The organism is Kosakonia sp. LAM2021, assembly GCF_016620385.1.
GTDB classification, from domain to species: Bacteria; Pseudomonadota; Gammaproteobacteria; order Enterobacterales; family Enterobacteriaceae; genus Kosakonia; species Kosakonia sacchari.
On the sequence record NZ_JAENHT010000006.1, the window covers coordinates 204,045 to 220,568 of the forward strand.

Consider the following 16,524-nt stretch of genomic DNA (forward strand, 5'->3'; position numbering starts at 1 on the left):
CGGGTGTGAATACTAACCAAAGCGAATGACCTTCGCAAGGGCAATTTAAGCGCATTTTATCAAGTGCGGAAAAAAACAGCAAAATTGCGATCTCAGGCTATTAAAAAGGCGGCAACAGCCGCCTTTTTAAGCACTTATCGCGCTATTTTACAGCCTTAACTGCGTCAGCAATGCGATTCGCCAGCGATGTCACTTGCGCCTCGTCTTCACCTTCTACCATGACGCGAATTAACGGCTCAGTACCGGATTTACGCAATAGCACACGACCGCGGCCAGCCAGCGTCGCTTCCACTTCTGCCGTCACCGTTTTGACCGTCTCGTCTTCCAGCGGATCGCCAATGCCTGCGGTAAAACGCACATTCACCAGCACTTGCGGGAACATCTTCATACCGCTGCACAAATCATGCAGGGACATATGGTTACGCACCATTGCGGCAACCACCTGCAAACCGGCCACGATACCGTCTCCGGTCGTCGTTTTATCCAGCAAAATCACATGACCGGAGTTTTCAGCGCCGATGCGCCAGCCCTTCTCCTGCATTTTTTCCAGCACATAACGGTCGCCCACTTTCGCCCGCGCAAAGGGAATGCCCAGTTGCTTAAGCGCCAGTTCAAGCCCCATATTGCTCATCAGTGTGCCTACTGCCCCACCGCGCAACTGCCCCTGGCGCAACCCCTCGCGGGCAATGATATACATGATTTGATCACCATCGACCTTGTTACCTTCATGATCGACCATAATGACACGGTCACCGTCACCATCAAAGGCAATGCCTAAATCGGCTTTCTCAACCAGAACGCGCTGCTGCAGCGCTGCCACATCCGTCGCGCCACATTTTTCGTTGATGTTCACGCCATCCGGTTCACACCCAATGGCAATAACTTTCGCACCCAGTTCGCGAAAAACACTCGGTGCGATGTGGTAAGTCGCACCATTAGCGCAATCAACCACGATTTTTAACCCGTTAAGGCTCAGTTCATTCGGAAACGTCGCTTTGCAAAACTCAATGTAACGTCCTGCGGCATCAACAATGCGGCTGGCTTTCCCCAGCTCAGCGGAGTCCACACAGGTCAACTCCTTTTCCATCTCGGCTTCAATCGCCTCTTCTACGGCATCCGGCAGTTTTGTGCCGTCAATAGAGAAGAATTTGATGCCATTGTCATAGAAAGGGTTATGTGAAGCCGAAATCACGATTCCCGCTTCTGCTCGGAATGTGCGCGTGAGGTAGGCTACCGCCGGCGTTGGCATTGGTCCGGTAAAGGATGCGGAAAGACCAGCCGCCGCAAGACCGGCCTCCAGCGCGGATTCCAGCATATAACCCGAAATACGGGTGTCTTTACCAATGATGATCTTACGCGATCCATGGCGCGCCAGTACTTTCCCGGCGGCCCAACCCAGCTTAAGCACAAAATCAGGGGTGATCGGTGCGTCGCCAACGCGGCCGCGAATACCATCGGTGCCAAAATATTTACGATTACTCATAGCGTTTGTTTTCCTTCGCTGACAGCGTGGCTTCCACCACCCGCATCGCTTCTACTGTTTCTTTTACATCGTGAACACGAATAATGTGCGCGCCTTGCATTGCCGCGATCACTGCGCAAGCCAGACTACCGCTTAAACGCTCGGAGGGGCCAACATTAAGTAGCTGGCCTACCATCGACTTACGCGACATTCCGACCAGCAGAGGTAAGCCAAAATGATGAAACTCAGCCAGGCGGGCAAGCAATGCATAATTGTGGGAGAGATTTTTACCGAAACCGAATCCCGGGTCGAGCAACAATTTCTCTTTTGCGATCCCAGCATGTTCGCATCGCGCTATATGCCCGATAAAAAAGCGATTCACGTCAGCAAACACATCATCATATTTCGGCGCTTCCTGCATGGTTTTTGGCTGGCCTTGCATATGCATCAGGCAAACCGGCAATCCGGTTTGTGCGGCGGCTTCCAGCGCACCGGGCTCTGTTAATGAGCGAATATCGTTAATGATATGTGCACCTACGCGCGCCGATTCGCGAATGACTTCAGGTTTAGACGTGTCGACGGAAATCCATACCTCAAAACGCTGTGCGATGGCTTCAACAACCGGGATTACGCGTTCAAGCTCCTCTTCCACACTAACATCGGCCGCTCCAGGACGCGTTGATTCCCCGCCGATATCCACAATTGTCGCCCCCGCATTGATCATCAGGTTCGCGTGCTTCACCGCCTCGATCAATGTGTTATGTGCACCGCCATCAGAAAAAGAATCCGGCGTTACATTGAGGATGCCCATTACATGGGGATGTGACAAATCCAGTGTTGAGCCCTGAGCATGGAGTTTCATGACTAAAAATCCCTGAGGTTATGGCAGTTAGAAATTAAAAGAAAAACCCCGGAGCAAGCCCCGGGGTTTTCATTAAAAGCAGATCATCAGCGCAAATACTTATTTGTCGCCCAGCTGTTCTGACATGGTATTGCCCGGGTTTGGCGTACGCGGTTCATCGACCGGACGCGGCGCTCGCGGCGTACCATTATTGTCAGAGTTGTTCGTACCCGGTTCTTCCCAACCTGCTGGCGGACGAACATCACGACGTGACATCAGGTCATCAATCTGCGGTGCATCGATGGTCTCATATTTCATCAGAGCATCTTTCATCGCATGCAGAATATCCATATTCTCATTGAGCAGCTGACGTGCGCGATTGTAGTTACGTTCAATAAGCGATTTCACTTCCTGGTCGATGATTCGTGCAGTTTCATCGGACATATGTTTCGCTTTTGCAACGCTACGGCCCAGGAATACTTCGCCCTCCTCTTCCGCGTAAAGCAGCGGACCGAGTTTATCGGAGAAGCCCCACTGGGTGACCATATTACGTGCCAGGTTGGTCGCGACTTTAATATCGTTCGACGCACCGGTAGAAACATGTTCAACACCGTAGATGATCTCTTCTGCCAGACGACCGCCGTATAGCGTTGAAATCTGGCTTTCCAGTTTCTGACGGCTGGCGCTAATTGCATCACCTTCTGGCAAGAAGAACGTCACACCCAGCGCACGGCCGCGCGGAATAATCGTCACTTTATGCACCGGATCATGTTCCGGCACCAGACGGCCAATAATCGCATGACCTGCTTCGTGATATGCCGTGGACTCTTTCTGCGCTTCAGTCATCACCATGGAGCGGCGTTCCGCACCCATCATGATTTTGTCTTTCGCTTTTTCAAATTCGACCATCGACACGACGCGTTTGTTACCACGAGCGGCAAACAGCGCTGCTTCGTTGACCAGGTTAGCCAGATCGGCACCGGAGAAGCCTGGCGTTCCGCGTGCGATGATTGCAGCATCGATATCCGGCGACAGCGGTACACGGCGCATATGGACTTTCAGGATCTGTTCACGACCGCGAACATCCGGCAGACCGACAACAACCTGGCGGTCAAAACGGCCCGGGCGCAACAAAGCAGGGTCGAGTACGTCCGGACGGTTAGTCGCGGCAATAACGATAATACCTTCGTTGCCTTCGAAACCATCCATCTCAACCAGCATCTGGTTCAGCGTCTGTTCACGCTCATCGTGACCACCGCCGAGACCCGCGCCACGCTGGCGGCCTACGGCGTCGATTTCATCGATGAAGATAATGCACGGTGCGGCTTTCTTAGCTTGCTCGAACATGTCGCGCACACGAGATGCACCGACACCAACGAACATTTCTACAAAGTCAGAACCGGAAATAGTGAAGAATGGCACCTTCGCTTCACCGGCGATCGCTTTCGCCAGCAGCGTTTTACCCGTACCCGGAGGACCGACCATCAGGACGCCTTTCGGGATTTTACCGCCCAGTTTCTGGAAACGGCTCGGCTCACGCAGATATTCAACCAGCTCGCCAACTTCTTCTTTTGCTTCGTCGCAACCGGCAACGTCAGCGAAAGTCGTTTTGATCTGATCTTCCGTAAGCATACGCGCCTTGCTCTTGCCGAACGACATGGCACCTTTGCCACCGCCGCCCTGCATCTGACGCATAAAGAAAATCCAGACCCCAATCAGCAGCAGCATCGGGAACCAGGAGATGAAGATAGTCGTCAGAACGCTCTGCTCTTCCGGCGGTTCACCTACAACCTTGACGTTTTTCGTCACCAGGTTGTCGAGCAGTTTCGGATCCTGGACCGGGATATAGGTCGTGTAACGGTTACTATCTTTCTTGGTAACGTTGATCTCACGTCCGTTGATACGCGCTTCGCGAACCTGGTCCTGGTTGACCTCTTGCAGGAAGGTAGAATAGTCCACCTTACGGCTATTCGACTCGCTGGGCCCAAAGCTCTGGAATACTGACATCAGCACGACGGCAATGACCAGCCAGAGTATTAGGTTTTTCGCCATGTCACTCAAGGGATTAACCTCATATTACAACTGTGTTAAAAACAGCGTCAGGATACAACATAACCCATCTCTTTCAAACCAAAGGCCGAAATCAACGGGGTATCATTTTCGCCCGGTCGCTACAATATACACTTCACGTGAACGCGCACGTGAAGAGTCCGGTTTACGCACTTTAACCTTCGTAAACAGGGAGCGAATTTCGGTGAGATACTCATCGAAACCTTCGCCCTGGAACACCTTCACTAAAAAACTTCCGCCTGGCGCCAACACATCACGGCACATCTCCAGCGCCAGCTCCACCAGATACATGGAACGGGGGATATCAACAGCAGGTGTACCGCTCATATTCGGCGCCATATCTGACATGACAACCTGAACTTTACTGTCACCAACGCGATCCAGTAACGCTTTCAGAACTAATTCATCACGAAAATCGCCCTGAAGGAAGTCCACACCAACGATTGGATCCATCGGTAAAAGATCGCAAGCGATGATACGACCATTACCACCAATCTGTGTGACCGCATATTGTGACCATCCACCAGGGGCAGCGCCCAAGTCGACAACCGTCATACCCGGCTTAAAAAGTTTGTCACTTTGCTGTATTTCATCAAGTTTAAACCAGGCACGGGAACGCAACCCTTTTTTCTGCGCCTGTTGAACATATTTATCGCTAAAGTGTTCCTGAAGCCAGCGGCTCGAACTGGCAGAACGCTTTTTACCTGTCATTTAACTTTCCATCTGGGTTCATCGTCGACATCGAGAAATTTCGACGCGCAATTTGGCGATACAGTGGAGATGGCGGTAGAATGACCCGTTTTCAATCCCAACGTAAGCAAAATATACGATGAATCTGAGTACTAAACAAAAACAGCACCTGAAAGGTCTGGCACATCCGCTCAAGCCGGTAGTTATGCTTGGCAATAATGGTTTGACCGAAGGGGTACTGGCCGAGATTGAACAAGCGCTAGAGCACCATGAGCTCATCAAGGTGAAGATCGCCTCTGAAGACAGAGAAACTAAGACCTTGATCGTGGAAGCTATCGTTCGCGAAACCGGCGCCTGCAACGTACAGGTCATCGGTAAAACGCTGGTGCTTTATCGCCCAACCGCGGAGCGTAAAATTTCGCTGCCACGCTAAGGATATCCTGAATTGAACACAAAATCTGTGTAAAACGAGGGGTTTCCGCCAGCAGAGGTGCAAAATGCCACGCTCCCGGAATTCATAAAAGGCCGCAGTGCGGCCTTTTTCTTTTCTTTACAATCCGTCAACAATCGACGCGAAGACAGCGATCAAAGATATTCCACTTTGATAATTTCGTATTCCACTTCGCCACCCGGCGTACGAATCACCACCACATCGTCCTGTTCTTTACCGACCAGGCCGCGGGCAATGGGGGAATTGACTGAAATCAGGTTCTGTTTAAAGTCGGCTTCATCATCGCCAACAATGCGATAAGTCTGCTCTTCGTCATTATCGAGGTTCAATACCGTAACGGTGGAACCAAAAATAACACGACCGCTTTTCGGCATTTTAGAAATGTCGATCACCTGCGCATTGGACAATTTTGCTTCGATATCTTTAATTCGCCCTTCGCAGAAACCCTGCTGCTCGCGCGCTGCGTGATATTCCGCATTCTCTTTCAGATCGCCATGTTCGCGGGCTTCCGCGATGGCGGCAATGATTTCAGGGCGACGAACGGATTTCAGAAACTCCAGTTCTTCGCGCAATTTTTCGGCACCACGTAAGGTCATCGGAATAGCTTGCATTGTTATACCTCTTGAACATTCCTGTAGGGAGCGGTAACCCACCCCATCTGATCTACCTCCCCCGTACACCGGCATATACCGTCGGGCAGGAGCAAAAGAAAACTGACCCGGAGACAAAGCCCCAGGTCAGCGCAATTTTTCATTTTGATACGTATTTTACCCGGAAGTTCACTATGGGTCATCGTTTACTTTCCGGGTCGTTGCGCCGTAGTATGACGGCTTGTTTACTGCTTCCTAGCGCGAGATTATGCGATTTTCCAGCTTTATCATCGGATTGACCACAAGTATAGCCCTGAACGTTCAGGCCGCGAATGTAGACGAATACATAAACCAACTGCCGGATGGTGCAAACCTGGCGCTGATGGTGCAAAAAGTCGGAGCTCAGGCGCCAGAAATTGATTACCACGGCAAACAAATGGCGCTGCCAGCCAGTACTCAGAAGGTCATCACCGCGCTGGCGGCACTATTGCAGCTTGGGCCGGACTTTCGCTTTACAACCACGCTGGAAAGCAAAGGTTCTGTCGAGAACGGTACATTAAAAGGTGACTTAATTGCACGATTTGGCGGCGATCCGACGCTAAAGCGTCAGGATATTCGCAATATGGTCGCGGCGCTGAAAAAGTCGGGCGTGCAGAAAATCGAAGGTAATGTGCTAATCGATACCTCTATTTTTGCCAGTCATGATAAAGCGCCAGGCTGGCCGTGGAACGACATGACGCAATGCTTTAGCGCACCACCTGCTGCGGCGATTATCGATCGCAACTGCTTCTCGATTTCGCTCTATAGCGCGCAAAAACCGGGCGATTTGGCCTATATCCGCATCGCGAATTATTATCCGGTGAATATGTTCAGCCAGGTGCGCACACTCGCACGCGGCTCCGCAGAGGCGCAGTATTGCGAACTGGATGTCATTCCAGGCGATTTAAATCGCTTTACGCTAACGGGATGCCTGCCGCAGCGTGCCGATCCGCTCCCGCTCGCTTTCGCCATTCAGGACGGAGCAAGCTACGCCGGTGCAATTTTGAAAGCAGAATTGAACGACGCAGGCATCACCTATAGCGGCACCTTGTTGCGCCAGACGCAAGAGAACCAGGCCGGTACAGTCATTGCAAGCAAGCAGTCGGTACCGCTTCACGATCTGTTAAAGCAGATGCTGAAAAAATCAGACAATATGATCGCTGATACGGTGTTTCGTATGATTGGTCACGCGCGCTTTGGCGTACCGGGTACCTGGCGAGCAGGATCGGATGCAGTGCGGCAGATCCTGCGCCAGCAGGCCGGCGTCGATCTCGGTAATACGATCATCGCTGATGGCTCCGGCCTGTCACGACATAACCTTCTGGCACCCGCCACGATGATGCAAGTTCTGCAATATATTGCGCAGCATGACACCGAGCTCAATTTCATCTCAATGCTGCCGCTGGCAGGCTATGATGGCTCTCTGCAGTATCGCGCAGGCCTGCATGAAGCAGGTGTAGACGGGAAAGTCTCGGCCAAAACAGGCTCCTTGCAAGGCGTGTATAACCTGGCCGGGTTTATCACCACTGCGAGCGGTCAGCGGATGGCTTTCGTGCAGTATCTCTCTGGTTATGCTGTCGAACCGGCGGATCAGCGTAATCGCCGCATTCCACTGGTGCGTTTTGAAAGCCGTCTGTACAAAGATATTTACCAGAATAACTAACAAAAAAGCCGGGTTAGCACACACTACCCGGCATTTTTGTTGGCGAAATTCCCCCGCTCAGCCGGGGAAATCGTAGCGATTAACGTTTGTAGATGAACTCGACGCCTTCTTCGTCGTCTTCGTCCCAGTCGTCATCCCACTCTTCGTCTTCTTCAACCACTTCAGCTTCTTCAAGCTGCTGGCGATGATAATCATCCCACATAAACTCGACTTTCTCAGGCTGCTGCTCTTCCTGCGCTTGGGTGAACGGGTTTTCGAGGATAAAGGTCATCACGTCCCAGCACAGGTCTTTCACGCCCTGCTGGCTGGCCGCTGAGATAAGGTAGAATTTATCTTCCCAACCCAGCGCCTCAGCGATAGCTTTTGCTTTAGCTTCTGCTTCCGCTTTATCCATCAGATCGATTTTGTTGAATACCAACCAACGCGGTTTGGCCGCCAGCTTCTCGCTATATTTTTCCAGTTCACCGATGATGACACGAGCATTTTCCGCCGGATCGGAACCATCGATCGGATCGATATCGATCAGGTGCAGCAGGACGCGGCAACGCTCCAGATGCTTCAGGAAACGGATCCCGAGGCCTGCGCCATCAGCCGCCCCTTCGATCAACCCCGGAATATCGGCAACCACAAAACTCTTTTCGTTATCCATACGGACAACGCCAAGGCTCGGCACCAGCGTGGTAAAAGGATAATCCGCCACTTTTGGTTTTGCGGCAGATACTGCGCGAATAAAGGTCGATTTACCCGCGTTTGGCATACCAAGCATACCCACGTCGGCCAGCAACATCAGTTCCAGTTGCAGGTCGCGCTTATCGCCCGGCGTGCCCATCGTTTTCTGACGAGGCGTACGGTTAACTGAGGATTTAAACCGCGTGTTGCCCAGACCATGCCAGCCACCTTTCGCGACCATCAGACGTTGACCATGTTTCGTCATATCGCCCATTGTTTCGCCGGTACCCTGATCGATAACACGCGTACCGACCGGTACTTTTACCGTAATATCTTTTCCGCGTTTCCCTGTACAGTCGCGGCTCTGGCCATTCTGTCCGCGTTCAGCGCGGAAGGATTTTTCAAAACGGTAGTCAATCAGGGTATTGAGGTTTTCGTCCGCTTCCAGCCAGACATCACCGCCGTCGCCACCGTCGCCACCATCAGGGCCGCCTTTCGGGATATATTTTTCGCGGCGGAAGCTCACACAACCGTTACCGCCATCACCTGCCACGACAAGGATCGTAGCTTCATCAACAAACTTCATTTTACTCTCCGTAACTCATTCGCCCGAGCGGGGCACAGTGGCGACCACTTCGCGACTGCGCCAGCGTCCCAAAAGACGATGGCCAATAGCGGAAAACATCGCGCCCGCAACCACGACAAACGCACCGAGATAACCGATAAGGTTTAACATCGGTCTGGCGAAAACATCGGGCCAGGCCATTGATAATAAATCTGAAAAAAACAGCGTAAAGAGCGGTGTCAGCGTGATTAATGCGCTCACCTGCGCCGCCTGCCAGCGAGCCATCGCTTCCGCCAGCGCACCATAACCCACCAGCGTATTCAGGCCACAAAACACCAGACAAGCCAGCTGCCAGTCATTCAACTGAAGCAGCACGGCGGGTTTTGCCAGCGTCAATAACGCAACTGTACACAAAGTGTACAGCAAAAAGAGGATCTGCTGGGAAGCCAGGCGCCGCAATAACACTTTTTGTGCGACGCCGTAACTCACCCACACCGTGGCTGCTCCGACGCCAAAAATCACGCCCCAGGTGTAATCTGTCAGGCGGGTAAAAATCTCCACCAGGCTGGTATTAAAAAACATCACCAGACCACAGATAAGCATCAGCGCGCCGATAACTTGAGTGCCGCGCATTTTCTCTTTGAGAATAACAACGCTGGCAATCATCATGCCCACCGGCGAAAGTTGACCGATTACCTGCGAAGCCGTCGGACTAACATATTGCAGGGAAGAGCTGAAGAGGATGAAATTCCCGAACAGCCCACCTGTAGCAATTGCCAACAAAACCAACCAGCGCGGCTTGCGAAAAAGATGCAGCGGGGGCAGTTTTTTTTTCCAGCCGAGAATCAAACCAAGGCCGATTCCCGCCATTAAAAAGCGATAAAACACCACCGTTGGCGGTTCCATCACTTCCAGCACCTGCTTCATGGCGATAGGTAACGCGCCCCAGCACATCGCGGTTGTGAGCGCCAGCGCAATACCGATGCCTGCCTGCTGTTTCATGGCCGTATTCCCTGCCAGAATTTACCGGACTTCTAATGTAAAAAGCCCCGCAACGTGTTGCGGGGCTTTCTTCCGTTACCGGGACGCGAAAAACTTATTCAGCAACGATGCTGATGAATTTACGGTTTTTCGGGCCTTTAACTTCGAACTTAACTTTACCGTCAGTCAAAGCGAACAGAGTGTGGTCACGGCCGCAACCTACGTTAGAACCAGCGTGGAATTTGGTACCACGTTGACGAACGATGATGCTACCTGCCAGAACTGCTTCACCGCCGAAGCGTTTTACGCCCAGACGTTTAGCTTCTGAATCGCGACCGTTACGAGTTGAGCCGCCAGCCTTTTTATGTGCCATTTAAATCTACTCCTCAGGTCTTAGGCGCTGATGCCAGTAATTTTCACATCAGTAAACCACTGACGGTGGCCCTGCTGCTTACGGTAGTGTTTACGACGACGAAACTTAACGATTTTAACTTTCTCGCCACGACCGTGAGCAACAACTTCAGCTTTGATTACGCCGCCATCAACGAAAGGAACGCCGATTTTGACTTCTTCACCGTTTGCGATCATCAGAACTTCAGCGAATTCAACAGATTCGCCAGTTGCGATGTCCAGCTTTTCCAGGCGAACGGTCTGACCTTCGCTTACTCGGTGTTGTTTACCACCACTTTGGAAAACCGCGTACATATAAAACTCCGCTTCCGCGCACATATTCTGATCAATTCAGAGTGCGCTATAAATATTCACAATAGGGCGCGAATATTACGCAACTTGCTAGCCTTTGACAAGAGTGATCGTCACTCCATGCAGAAAAAAAACACAACACGTAAGGTAACGTTTATCTGGCGCATTTTTTCAGTACAATCAACAATACTATTCTAACCCGTAACCCTTTGTTATCCCATTTTGCTATGTGGTAAACAGGACTGAAAGCCCGGCTTTTGCGATGAATTTAGAAAAAATCAATGAGTTAACCGCGCACGATATGGCGGGTGTAAACGCGACGATTCTGCAACAACTCAACTCGGATGTTCAGTTAATCAACCAGTTGGGTTATTACATCGTAAGCGGCGGCGGCAAACGCATCCGTCCGATGATTGCCGTGCTGGCGGCGCGAGCCGTTGGCTATGAGGGCAATTTGCATGTCACTATTGCCGCATTAATCGAATTTATTCACACCGCGACCCTTCTCCATGACGATGTTGTGGACGAGTCCGACATGCGCCGCGGCAAAGCCACCGCTAACGCGGCCTTTGGCAACGCAGCGAGCGTGTTAGTTGGTGATTTTATCTACACCCGTGCTTTCCAGATGATGACTAGCCTCGGCTCGCTGAAAGTGCTGGAAGTGATGTCCGAAGCCGTAAACGTGATTGCTGAAGGTGAAGTCCTGCAGTTGATGAACGTCAACGACCCCAATATCACCGAAGAAAACTATATGCGCGTCATTTACAGCAAGACCGCACGTCTGTTTGAAGCGGCGGCTCAGTGCTCCGGCTTGCTGGCGGGTTGTACAGAAGCGCAGGAAAAAGGGCTGCAGGATTACGGCCGCTATCTGGGAACGGCTTTCCAGCTCATCGACGATTTGCTTGATTACAGCGCAGACGGTGAAACGCTCGGTAAAAACACTGGCGATGACCTGAATGAAGGCAAACCGACGTTACCGTTGTTACATGCCATGCATAACGGCACACCAGAACAAGCACAGATGATCCGCGAAGCTATCGAGCAAGGAAACGGCCGACACCTTCTGGAACCTGTTCTGGAAGCAATGGCGGCCTGCGGCTCACTGGAATGGACGCGTCGTCGTGCGGAAGAAGAAGCGGATAAAGCAATTGCTGCTCTACAGGTTCTGCCGGATTCACCGTGGCGCGAAGCGTTGGTCGGTCTTGCCCACATCGCCGTTCAGCGCGATCGTTAATCTTTCCAGCTTCCCGCGCATTGTCGCGGGAAAGTTCCAGTAAGTTTTATTAAATCACGTAAAAACCAAAAATAACCAGCAATATCAAGCCTTGTCATAATCCTAAAACGCAAAATATTACATGAGCTTTTCAGAACAATTGCTCCCACATGCGTATAGTAAATAGCGTTGTTGGCGTAAATAATTGACACCTATTTTCTATCAGGGAGATGTTATGGAAACAAAATTAATGGACTGGCACCAGGCTGATATCATTGCCGGACTGCGTAAAAAAGGAACATCACTGGCTGCGGAATCCCGTAAAAACGGGTTAAGCTCTTCGACCCTCGCTAACGCTCTGACCCGCTCATGGCCAAAAGGGGAATTGATTATTGCTCGTGCGCTGGACACCGATCCCTGGGTTATCTGGCCATCACGTTATCATGATCCTGTCACCCATGAATTTATTGATAAGACGAAGCTGATCAGGAAAAAAAGGGAGGAAAAATAAGCGGTCATGCAAGTAGCACCTCCCCTTGCTTGCCAGAACAAGCGATAGAAAAAAAGGGAGCCGAGGCTCCCTTCTTACTGTACCGCAGACAGGATTATTCGCCTTTGACGCGCTCAATATTCGCGCCAAGCGCACTGAGTTTATCTTCGATACGCTCATAGCCACGATCGATATGATAGATACGATCAACGATGGTGGTTCCTTCCGCAATACAACCCGCCAGCACAAGGCTTGCAGAAGCACGTAAATCGGTTGCCATGACCTGCGCACCGGAGAGCTTTTCTACGCCGTGGCAAATCGCTGTATTGCTTTCGATTTCCGCGTGAGCACCCATACGGATCAGCTCAGGGATATGCATGAAACGGTTTTCGAAGATAGTCTCGGTGATAACGCCAGTGCCTTCAGCCACCAGGTTCAGTAGCGTAAATTGCGCCTGCATATCGGTCGGGAACCCCGGATGCGGAGCCGTGCGCACATTCACTGCTTTCGGTCGCTTGCCATGCATATCAAGGCTAATCCAGTCTTCGCCAACTTCAATATCCGCACCAGCATCGCGAAGCTTAGCCAGCACCGCGTCCAGCGTATCCGGCTGAGCGTTACGGCAGACAATTTTACCGCCAGAAATCGCCGCCGCGACCAGGAAAGTCCCGGTTTCGATACGATCAGGCAGGACGCGATAAACACCGCCGCCCAGACGTTTCACCCCTTCGATGGTGATGCGATCGGTTCCCATACCGGTGATTTTTGCACCGAGGGTATTGAGGAAGTTCGCCGTATCAACAATTTCCGGCTCACGGGCGGCATTCTCGATAATGGTCGTGCCTTCCGCCAGCGTCGCAGCAGACATAATCGTTACAGTCGCGCCAACGCTTACTTTATCCATCACGATATGCGCGCCTTTCAGACGCCCGTTAACGGAAGCTTTGACGTAGCCCTCTTCCAGCTTGATCTCCGCGCCCAATTGTTCCAGGCCGGTAATGTGCAGATCCACCGGACGCGCGCCAATGGCACAACCGCCAGGCAAAGAGACTTGCCCCTGACCGAAACGCGCCACCAACGGCCCCAGCGCCCAAATAGATGCGCGCATGGTTTTCACCAGCTCGTAAGGTGCGCAGAAAACATTGACGTCGCCCGCATCGATCCACACGGATCCATTACGTTCCACCTTGGTACCCAACTGACTGAGCAGTTTCATGGTGGTATCGATATCTTTCAGTTTCGGAACGTTACGGATTTCAACCGGCTCTTCTGCCAGCAACGCGGCAAAAAGAATCGGCAGCGCGGCGTTTTTCGCGCCTGAAATTGTCACTTCGCCCTGGAGACGCGTCGGCCCCTGTACACGAAACTTATCCATTCATCTGATCTCTGTTAAGAATTCACACGCGCAGTGGGTTTATCCCCTGCGCTCAAAAGCCGTTAAGTTTGCGATCCCGCGCCCACTCTGCCGGAGTGTAGGCTTTGATCGACAGGGCATGGATACGGTTGTCTGCGATGTATTCCATCAGCGGGCCATAAATGGTCTGTTGTTTCTTGACCCGGCTCATGCCGTCAAAAATCTCACCCACAGCAACAACCTGAAAGTGACTGCCATCGCCAGTGACGTGGGCTTCCTGGAGAGAGAGTGCGTTCATCAGCACCGTCTGAATTTCATGATTTTCCATGGGTGTAAATATCATCTAATAGTGAAAACAGTCACACATCTTAGAGGAAAGTGGCGTCGGCTTAAACAAGCAAAAAGCCCCATCAATATAAAGGATGGGGCTTTAAGTAGTAACGCATTGAAAAAATTAGTGAGGCAATACATCCTGCGGCAAATTATAGAGCGCGGCGAGGGTGGAAACATTCTCACTCACCCCAGCAAGCACAACATTATTTCCCTGCTTTTTGCCCTGTGCCACCAGATGTACCAGCAGCGCGACGCCTGCGGTATCAACGCGTGATACGCCGTGTAAGTCGATGCAGGTCACCCCGTTCATCGCCTCCACGCGCGCATCCCACAGCGGGTTTAAGAGATCCTGATCCAGTTCGCCCAACAGTTTCAGGCAGTCTCCATCGCGCGACCAGCGTAGACTGGCTGTCATTGCTTTTTCTCGTCCAGGGTAATTTTCTGGCGGGAAATAGATTGCAACTCAGCGGTTAAACCGTCGATACCTTTGGTACGCAGCAGATCGCTCCATTCGTTCTGTTTGGTCGTGATCATGCTCACCCCTTCGGCAATCATGTCGTAAGCCTGCCAGTTGCCGCTCTGCGTGTTTTTACGCCACTGGAAATCCAGGCGCACCGGCGGACGGCCATTTGGATCGATGATAGTCACGCGGATCGGCACAATCGTCGCATCGCCCAGCGGCTGCTCCGGCGCAATCTGATAGGTCTGCCCGTGATACATTGCCAGCGCCTGGCCGTAAGCCTGTTTCAGGTATTCGCGAAATGCAGCGAAATAGGCTTCACGCTGCGCGGGGGTCGCTTCTTTGTAATAACGGCCCAGTACCAACGCACCGGCGTATTTCACCTGCACATAGGGCAGTAGTTCCTGATCAACAACGTCGCGCAGGTAGTCCGGGTTCGCACGGATTTTCGGCTGCTCATTTTTGAGGCGATCAAAGGTTTTCTGTGCCGCGTCTTTCATTGCGGCGTAAGGGTTAGCTTGATCGGCCGCCATCGCGGCACCCAGCGGCGCAATTATCAGCAGGGCAACCATTAATAGACGTTTAAACATGCGTCAATTCTCCTCGTTAATTCGTCTGACCAGCAGACGGTGCGGCTTGAGTATTCCCTGCATCATGGGCTGCCGCATCGCCTGAATTCTTATTGTCACCGCCTTTACTGTTGTAAAGGAATTGTCCGATAAGATCCTCAAGCACGATGGCGGACTTGGTGTCCTGAATGGTGCTTCCTTCTTTAAGCATAGAAGTCCCCATTTCAGGATCATCAAAGCCAACGTTCAGCGCCAGATACTGCTCACCTAACAACCCGGAAGTGCGGATCGCCAGCGAGCTGGTATCCGGGATCTGGTTGTAACGTTCTTCAATATCCAGCGCGACACGCGGCAGATAGGTTTTGGGATCGAGAGAGATATCCGCAACGCGCCCGATCACCACACCGCCAATTCTTACCGGCGAATGTGCTTTCAGACCGCCAATGTTGTCAAAGGTGGCATAGACACGGTAAGTCGGCTCGGTGCGCATAGAGGCGACATCCGCCGCTTTTAAACAGATGAAGAGTCCAGCCAGCAGCGCCAGCACAAGGAAAACACCGACCCAAATTTCACTTTTTTTCGTTTGCATGAACTCAATTCCCAAACATCAGTGCGGTGAGCACAAAATCAAGGCCAAGCACGGCCAACGAGGAGTGCACAACGGTGCGTGTTGTCGCCCGGCTAATGCCGGCGGAAGTCGGGATCGCATCATAACCATTAAATAACGCAATCCAGGTCACCGTGATGGCAAACACAACGCTTTTAATCAGACAGTTAACCAGATCCATTCGCCATTCGACGGCGTTTTGCATCGCGGTCCAGAAAAAGCCCGTATCAATACCTTTCCAGTTAACGCCAACCAGCGAACCGCCCCAAATACCGACGGCGACAAAGATAATGGTTAACAGCGGTAGCGAGATGACTCCCGCCCAAAATCGCGGCGAAATCACGCGTCGCAGCGGATCGACCGCCATCATTTCAAGGCTGGACAGCTGCTCTGTCGCGCGCATCAAGCCAATCTCAGCCGTTAAGGCAGAACCAGCCCGGCCTGCGAACAGCAACGCAGCGACAACCGGCCCCAACTCGCGCAGTAGCGACAGCGCCACCAGCATACCAAGACTGGTTTCGGCGCTGTAGGTGGTCAACACCAGGTAACCCTGCAGACCGAGCACCATACCGATAAACACGCCGGAAACAATAATAATGAGCATCGACAGTACGCCGACATTATAAAGCTGGCGAACCAGCAGCGGCGCGTGTTTGCGGAATTCGGGTTTTCCCACCACCGCATTAAAGAGCATCAAACCGGCGCGCCCGAACGTCGCGATCGTTTTGATCCCGCGGTGCCCAAGCGATGCCAGTGCATTTAGCAGCATGAGCGT

Annotated in this window: 19 protein-coding genes; 4 read left to right on the forward strand and 15 right to left on the reverse strand. The window is 52.0% G+C overall.

Annotated elements, in window-relative coordinates:
• Window positions 1-142: 142 nt before the first annotated feature.
• From glmM to rlmE, 4 genes are all read right to left on the reverse strand, one after another.
• Entirely contained in the window at window positions 143-1,483 is a 1,341-nt protein-coding gene (gene glmM, locus JKP81_RS14895; protein WP_017457346.1) for a phosphoglucosamine mutase, read from the reverse strand.
• Window positions 1,476-2,324: a dihydropteroate synthase gene (folP, locus tag JKP81_RS14900; protein WP_200552352.1), complete on the reverse strand. Its 849-nt coding sequence runs from the start codon at window positions 2,322-2,324 to the stop codon at window positions 1,476-1,478. The genes glmM and folP overlap by 8 nt, the downstream gene beginning before the upstream one ends.
• 99 nt (window positions 2,325-2,423) lie before the next feature.
• Window positions 2,424-4,355 carry an ATP-dependent zinc metalloprotease FtsH gene (gene ftsH / locus JKP81_RS14905; RefSeq protein WP_017457344.1) on the reverse strand — a complete coding sequence of 644 codons (1,932 nt, stop codon included), beginning with the start codon at window positions 4,353-4,355 and terminating at the stop codon, window positions 2,424-2,426.
• Between the two features lie 102 nt (window positions 4,356-4,457).
• Complete coding sequence (gene rlmE, locus JKP81_RS14910) at window positions 4,458-5,084, reverse strand: 23S rRNA (uridine(2552)-2'-O)-methyltransferase RlmE (RefSeq protein WP_020455430.1); 627 nt, start codon at window positions 5,082-5,084, stop codon at window positions 4,458-4,460.
• Window positions 5,085-5,202: 118 nt separating this feature from the next.
• Here rlmE and yhbY point away from each other — a divergent pair, with 118 nt between their 5' ends.
• On the forward strand, window positions 5,203-5,496 hold the full coding sequence (gene yhbY / locus JKP81_RS14915; RefSeq protein WP_007369919.1) for a ribosome assembly RNA-binding protein YhbY: 294 nt from the start codon (window positions 5,203-5,205) through the stop codon (window positions 5,494-5,496).
• 152 nt (window positions 5,497-5,648) lie between these two features.
• Here yhbY and greA read toward each other — a convergent pair whose 3' ends face one another.
• Entirely contained in the window at window positions 5,649-6,125 is a 477-nt protein-coding gene (gene greA / locus JKP81_RS14920; RefSeq protein WP_017457342.1) for a transcription elongation factor GreA, read from the reverse strand.
• Window positions 6,126-6,372: 247 nt separating this feature from the next.
• Between greA and dacB the strand changes: the two genes are divergently transcribed.
• The gene (dacB, locus tag JKP81_RS14925) at window positions 6,373-7,806 is read left to right on the forward strand and encodes a serine-type D-Ala-D-Ala carboxypeptidase (RefSeq protein WP_200552353.1); all 1,434 of its coding nucleotides are present in this window, start codon (window positions 6,373-6,375) and stop codon (window positions 7,804-7,806) included.
• Window positions 7,807-7,885: 79 nt separating this feature from the next.
• Here the strand turns inward: dacB and cgtA are convergent, their stop codons facing one another.
• From cgtA to rplU, 4 genes are all read right to left on the reverse strand, one after another.
• Window positions 7,886-9,061, reverse strand: coding sequence for an Obg family GTPase CgtA (gene cgtA / locus JKP81_RS14930; RefSeq protein WP_200552354.1), 1,176 nt, complete (start codon window positions 9,059-9,061; stop codon window positions 7,886-7,888).
• Window positions 9,062-9,076: 15 nt separating this feature from the next.
• A complete protein-coding gene (locus JKP81_RS14935; protein WP_200552355.1) occupies window positions 9,077-10,042 on the reverse strand; it encodes a DMT family transporter in 966 nt (321 codons plus the stop codon).
• Between the two features lie 94 nt (window positions 10,043-10,136).
• On the reverse strand, window positions 10,137-10,394 hold the full coding sequence (gene rpmA, locus JKP81_RS14940; RefSeq protein ID WP_017457338.1) for a 50S ribosomal protein L27: 258 nt from the start codon (window positions 10,392-10,394) through the stop codon (window positions 10,137-10,139).
• A 20-nt stretch (window positions 10,395-10,414) separates the two neighbouring features.
• Complete coding sequence (rplU, locus tag JKP81_RS14945) at window positions 10,415-10,726, reverse strand: 50S ribosomal protein L21 (protein WP_003025032.1); 312 nt, start codon at window positions 10,724-10,726, stop codon at window positions 10,415-10,417.
• 259 nt (window positions 10,727-10,985) lie between these two features.
• On the opposite strand from rplU, the gene ispB reads away from it, so the two are divergent.
• Both ispB and sfsB read left to right on the forward strand, forming a co-directional pair.
• Complete coding sequence (gene ispB / locus JKP81_RS14950) at window positions 10,986-11,957, forward strand: octaprenyl diphosphate synthase (RefSeq protein ID WP_045512659.1); 972 nt, start codon at window positions 10,986-10,988, stop codon at window positions 11,955-11,957.
• Between the two features lie 214 nt (window positions 11,958-12,171).
• Window positions 12,172-12,447, forward strand: coding sequence for a DNA-binding transcriptional regulator SfsB (gene sfsB, locus JKP81_RS14955; protein WP_017457335.1), 276 nt, complete (start codon window positions 12,172-12,174; stop codon window positions 12,445-12,447).
• A gap of 94 nt (window positions 12,448-12,541) precedes the next feature.
• Here sfsB and murA read toward each other — a convergent pair whose 3' ends face one another.
• The 6 genes from murA to mlaE all read right to left on the reverse strand — a co-directional run bounded on the left by murA (window position 12,542) and on the right by mlaE (window position 16,518).
• The gene (gene murA, locus JKP81_RS14960; protein WP_017457334.1) at window positions 12,542-13,801 is read right to left on the reverse strand and encodes a UDP-N-acetylglucosamine 1-carboxyvinyltransferase; all 1,260 of its coding nucleotides are present in this window, start codon (window positions 13,799-13,801) and stop codon (window positions 12,542-12,544) included.
• A 52-nt stretch (window positions 13,802-13,853) separates the two neighbouring features.
• Window positions 13,854-14,108 (reverse strand): BolA family iron metabolism protein IbaG, encoded by a 255-nt coding sequence (ibaG, locus tag JKP81_RS14965; protein WP_017457333.1) that lies wholly within the window; start codon window positions 14,106-14,108, stop codon window positions 13,854-13,856.
• A 126-nt stretch (window positions 14,109-14,234) separates the two neighbouring features.
• Complete coding sequence (gene mlaB / locus JKP81_RS14970) at window positions 14,235-14,528, reverse strand: lipid asymmetry maintenance protein MlaB (protein ID WP_017457332.1); 294 nt, start codon at window positions 14,526-14,528, stop codon at window positions 14,235-14,237.
• The gene (gene mlaC / locus JKP81_RS14975) at window positions 14,525-15,163 is read right to left on the reverse strand and encodes a phospholipid-binding protein MlaC (RefSeq protein ID WP_200552356.1); all 639 of its coding nucleotides are present in this window, start codon (window positions 15,161-15,163) and stop codon (window positions 14,525-14,527) included. The genes mlaB and mlaC overlap by 4 nt, the downstream gene beginning before the upstream one ends.
• A 16-nt stretch (window positions 15,164-15,179) precedes the next feature.
• Window positions 15,180-15,731, reverse strand: a complete 552-nt coding sequence (mlaD, locus tag JKP81_RS14980; protein WP_017457330.1) for an outer membrane lipid asymmetry maintenance protein MlaD — start codon at window positions 15,729-15,731, stop codon at window positions 15,180-15,182.
• A 4-nt stretch (window positions 15,732-15,735) separates the two neighbouring features.
• Complete coding sequence (mlaE, locus tag JKP81_RS14985; protein WP_017457329.1) at window positions 15,736-16,518, reverse strand: lipid asymmetry maintenance ABC transporter permease subunit MlaE; 783 nt, start codon at window positions 16,516-16,518, stop codon at window positions 15,736-15,738.
• Window positions 16,519-16,524: the final 6 nt, after the last annotated feature.

Coding starts and splice junctions, on each gene's coding strand:
- glmM (WP_017457346.1), bottom strand. CDS start 1,483: ATGAGTAATCGTAAATATTTTGGCACCGATGGTATTCGCGGCCGCGTT.
- folP (WP_200552352.1), bottom strand. CDS start 2,324: ATGAAACTCCATGCTCAGGGCTCAACACTGGATTTGTCACATCCCCAT.
- ftsH (WP_017457344.1), bottom strand. CDS start 4,355: ATGGCGAAAAACCTAATACTCTGGCTGGTCATTGCCGTCGTGCTGATG.
- rlmE (WP_020455430.1), bottom strand. CDS start 5,084: ATGACAGGTAAAAAGCGTTCTGCCAGTTCGAGCCGCTGGCTTCAGGAA.
- yhbY (WP_007369919.1), top strand. CDS start 5,203: ATGAATCTGAGTACTAAACAAAAACAGCACCTGAAAGGTCTGGCACAT.
- greA (WP_017457342.1), bottom strand. CDS start 6,125: ATGCAAGCTATTCCGATGACCTTACGTGGTGCCGAAAAATTGCGCGAA.
- dacB (WP_200552353.1), top strand. CDS start 6,373: ATGCGATTTTCCAGCTTTATCATCGGATTGACCACAAGTATAGCCCTG.
- cgtA (WP_200552354.1), bottom strand. CDS start 9,061: ATGAAGTTTGTTGATGAAGCTACGATCCTTGTCGTGGCAGGTGATGGC.
- JKP81_RS14935 (WP_200552355.1), bottom strand. CDS start 10,042: ATGAAACAGCAGGCAGGCATCGGTATTGCGCTGGCGCTCACAACCGCG.
- rpmA (WP_017457338.1), bottom strand. CDS start 10,394: ATGGCACATAAAAAGGCTGGCGGCTCAACTCGTAACGGTCGCGATTCA.
- rplU (WP_003025032.1), bottom strand. CDS start 10,726: ATGTACGCGGTTTTCCAAAGTGGTGGTAAACAACACCGAGTAAGCGAA.
- ispB (WP_045512659.1), top strand. CDS start 10,986: ATGAATTTAGAAAAAATCAATGAGTTAACCGCGCACGATATGGCGGGT.
- sfsB (WP_017457335.1), top strand. CDS start 12,172: ATGGAAACAAAATTAATGGACTGGCACCAGGCTGATATCATTGCCGGA.
- murA (WP_017457334.1), bottom strand. CDS start 13,801: ATGGATAAGTTTCGTGTACAGGGGCCGACGCGTCTCCAGGGCGAAGTG.
- ibaG (WP_017457333.1), bottom strand. CDS start 14,108: ATGGAAAATCATGAAATTCAGACGGTGCTGATGAACGCACTCTCTCTC.
- mlaB (WP_017457332.1), bottom strand. CDS start 14,528: ATGACAGCCAGTCTACGCTGGTCGCGCGATGGAGACTGCCTGAAACTG.
- mlaC (WP_200552356.1), bottom strand. CDS start 15,163: ATGTTTAAACGTCTATTAATGGTTGCCCTGCTGATAATTGCGCCGCTG.
- mlaD (WP_017457330.1), bottom strand. CDS start 15,731: ATGCAAACGAAAAAAAGTGAAATTTGGGTCGGTGTTTTCCTTGTGCTG.
- mlaE (WP_017457329.1), bottom strand. CDS start 16,518: ATGCTGCTAAATGCACTGGCATCGCTTGGGCACCGCGGGATCAAAACG.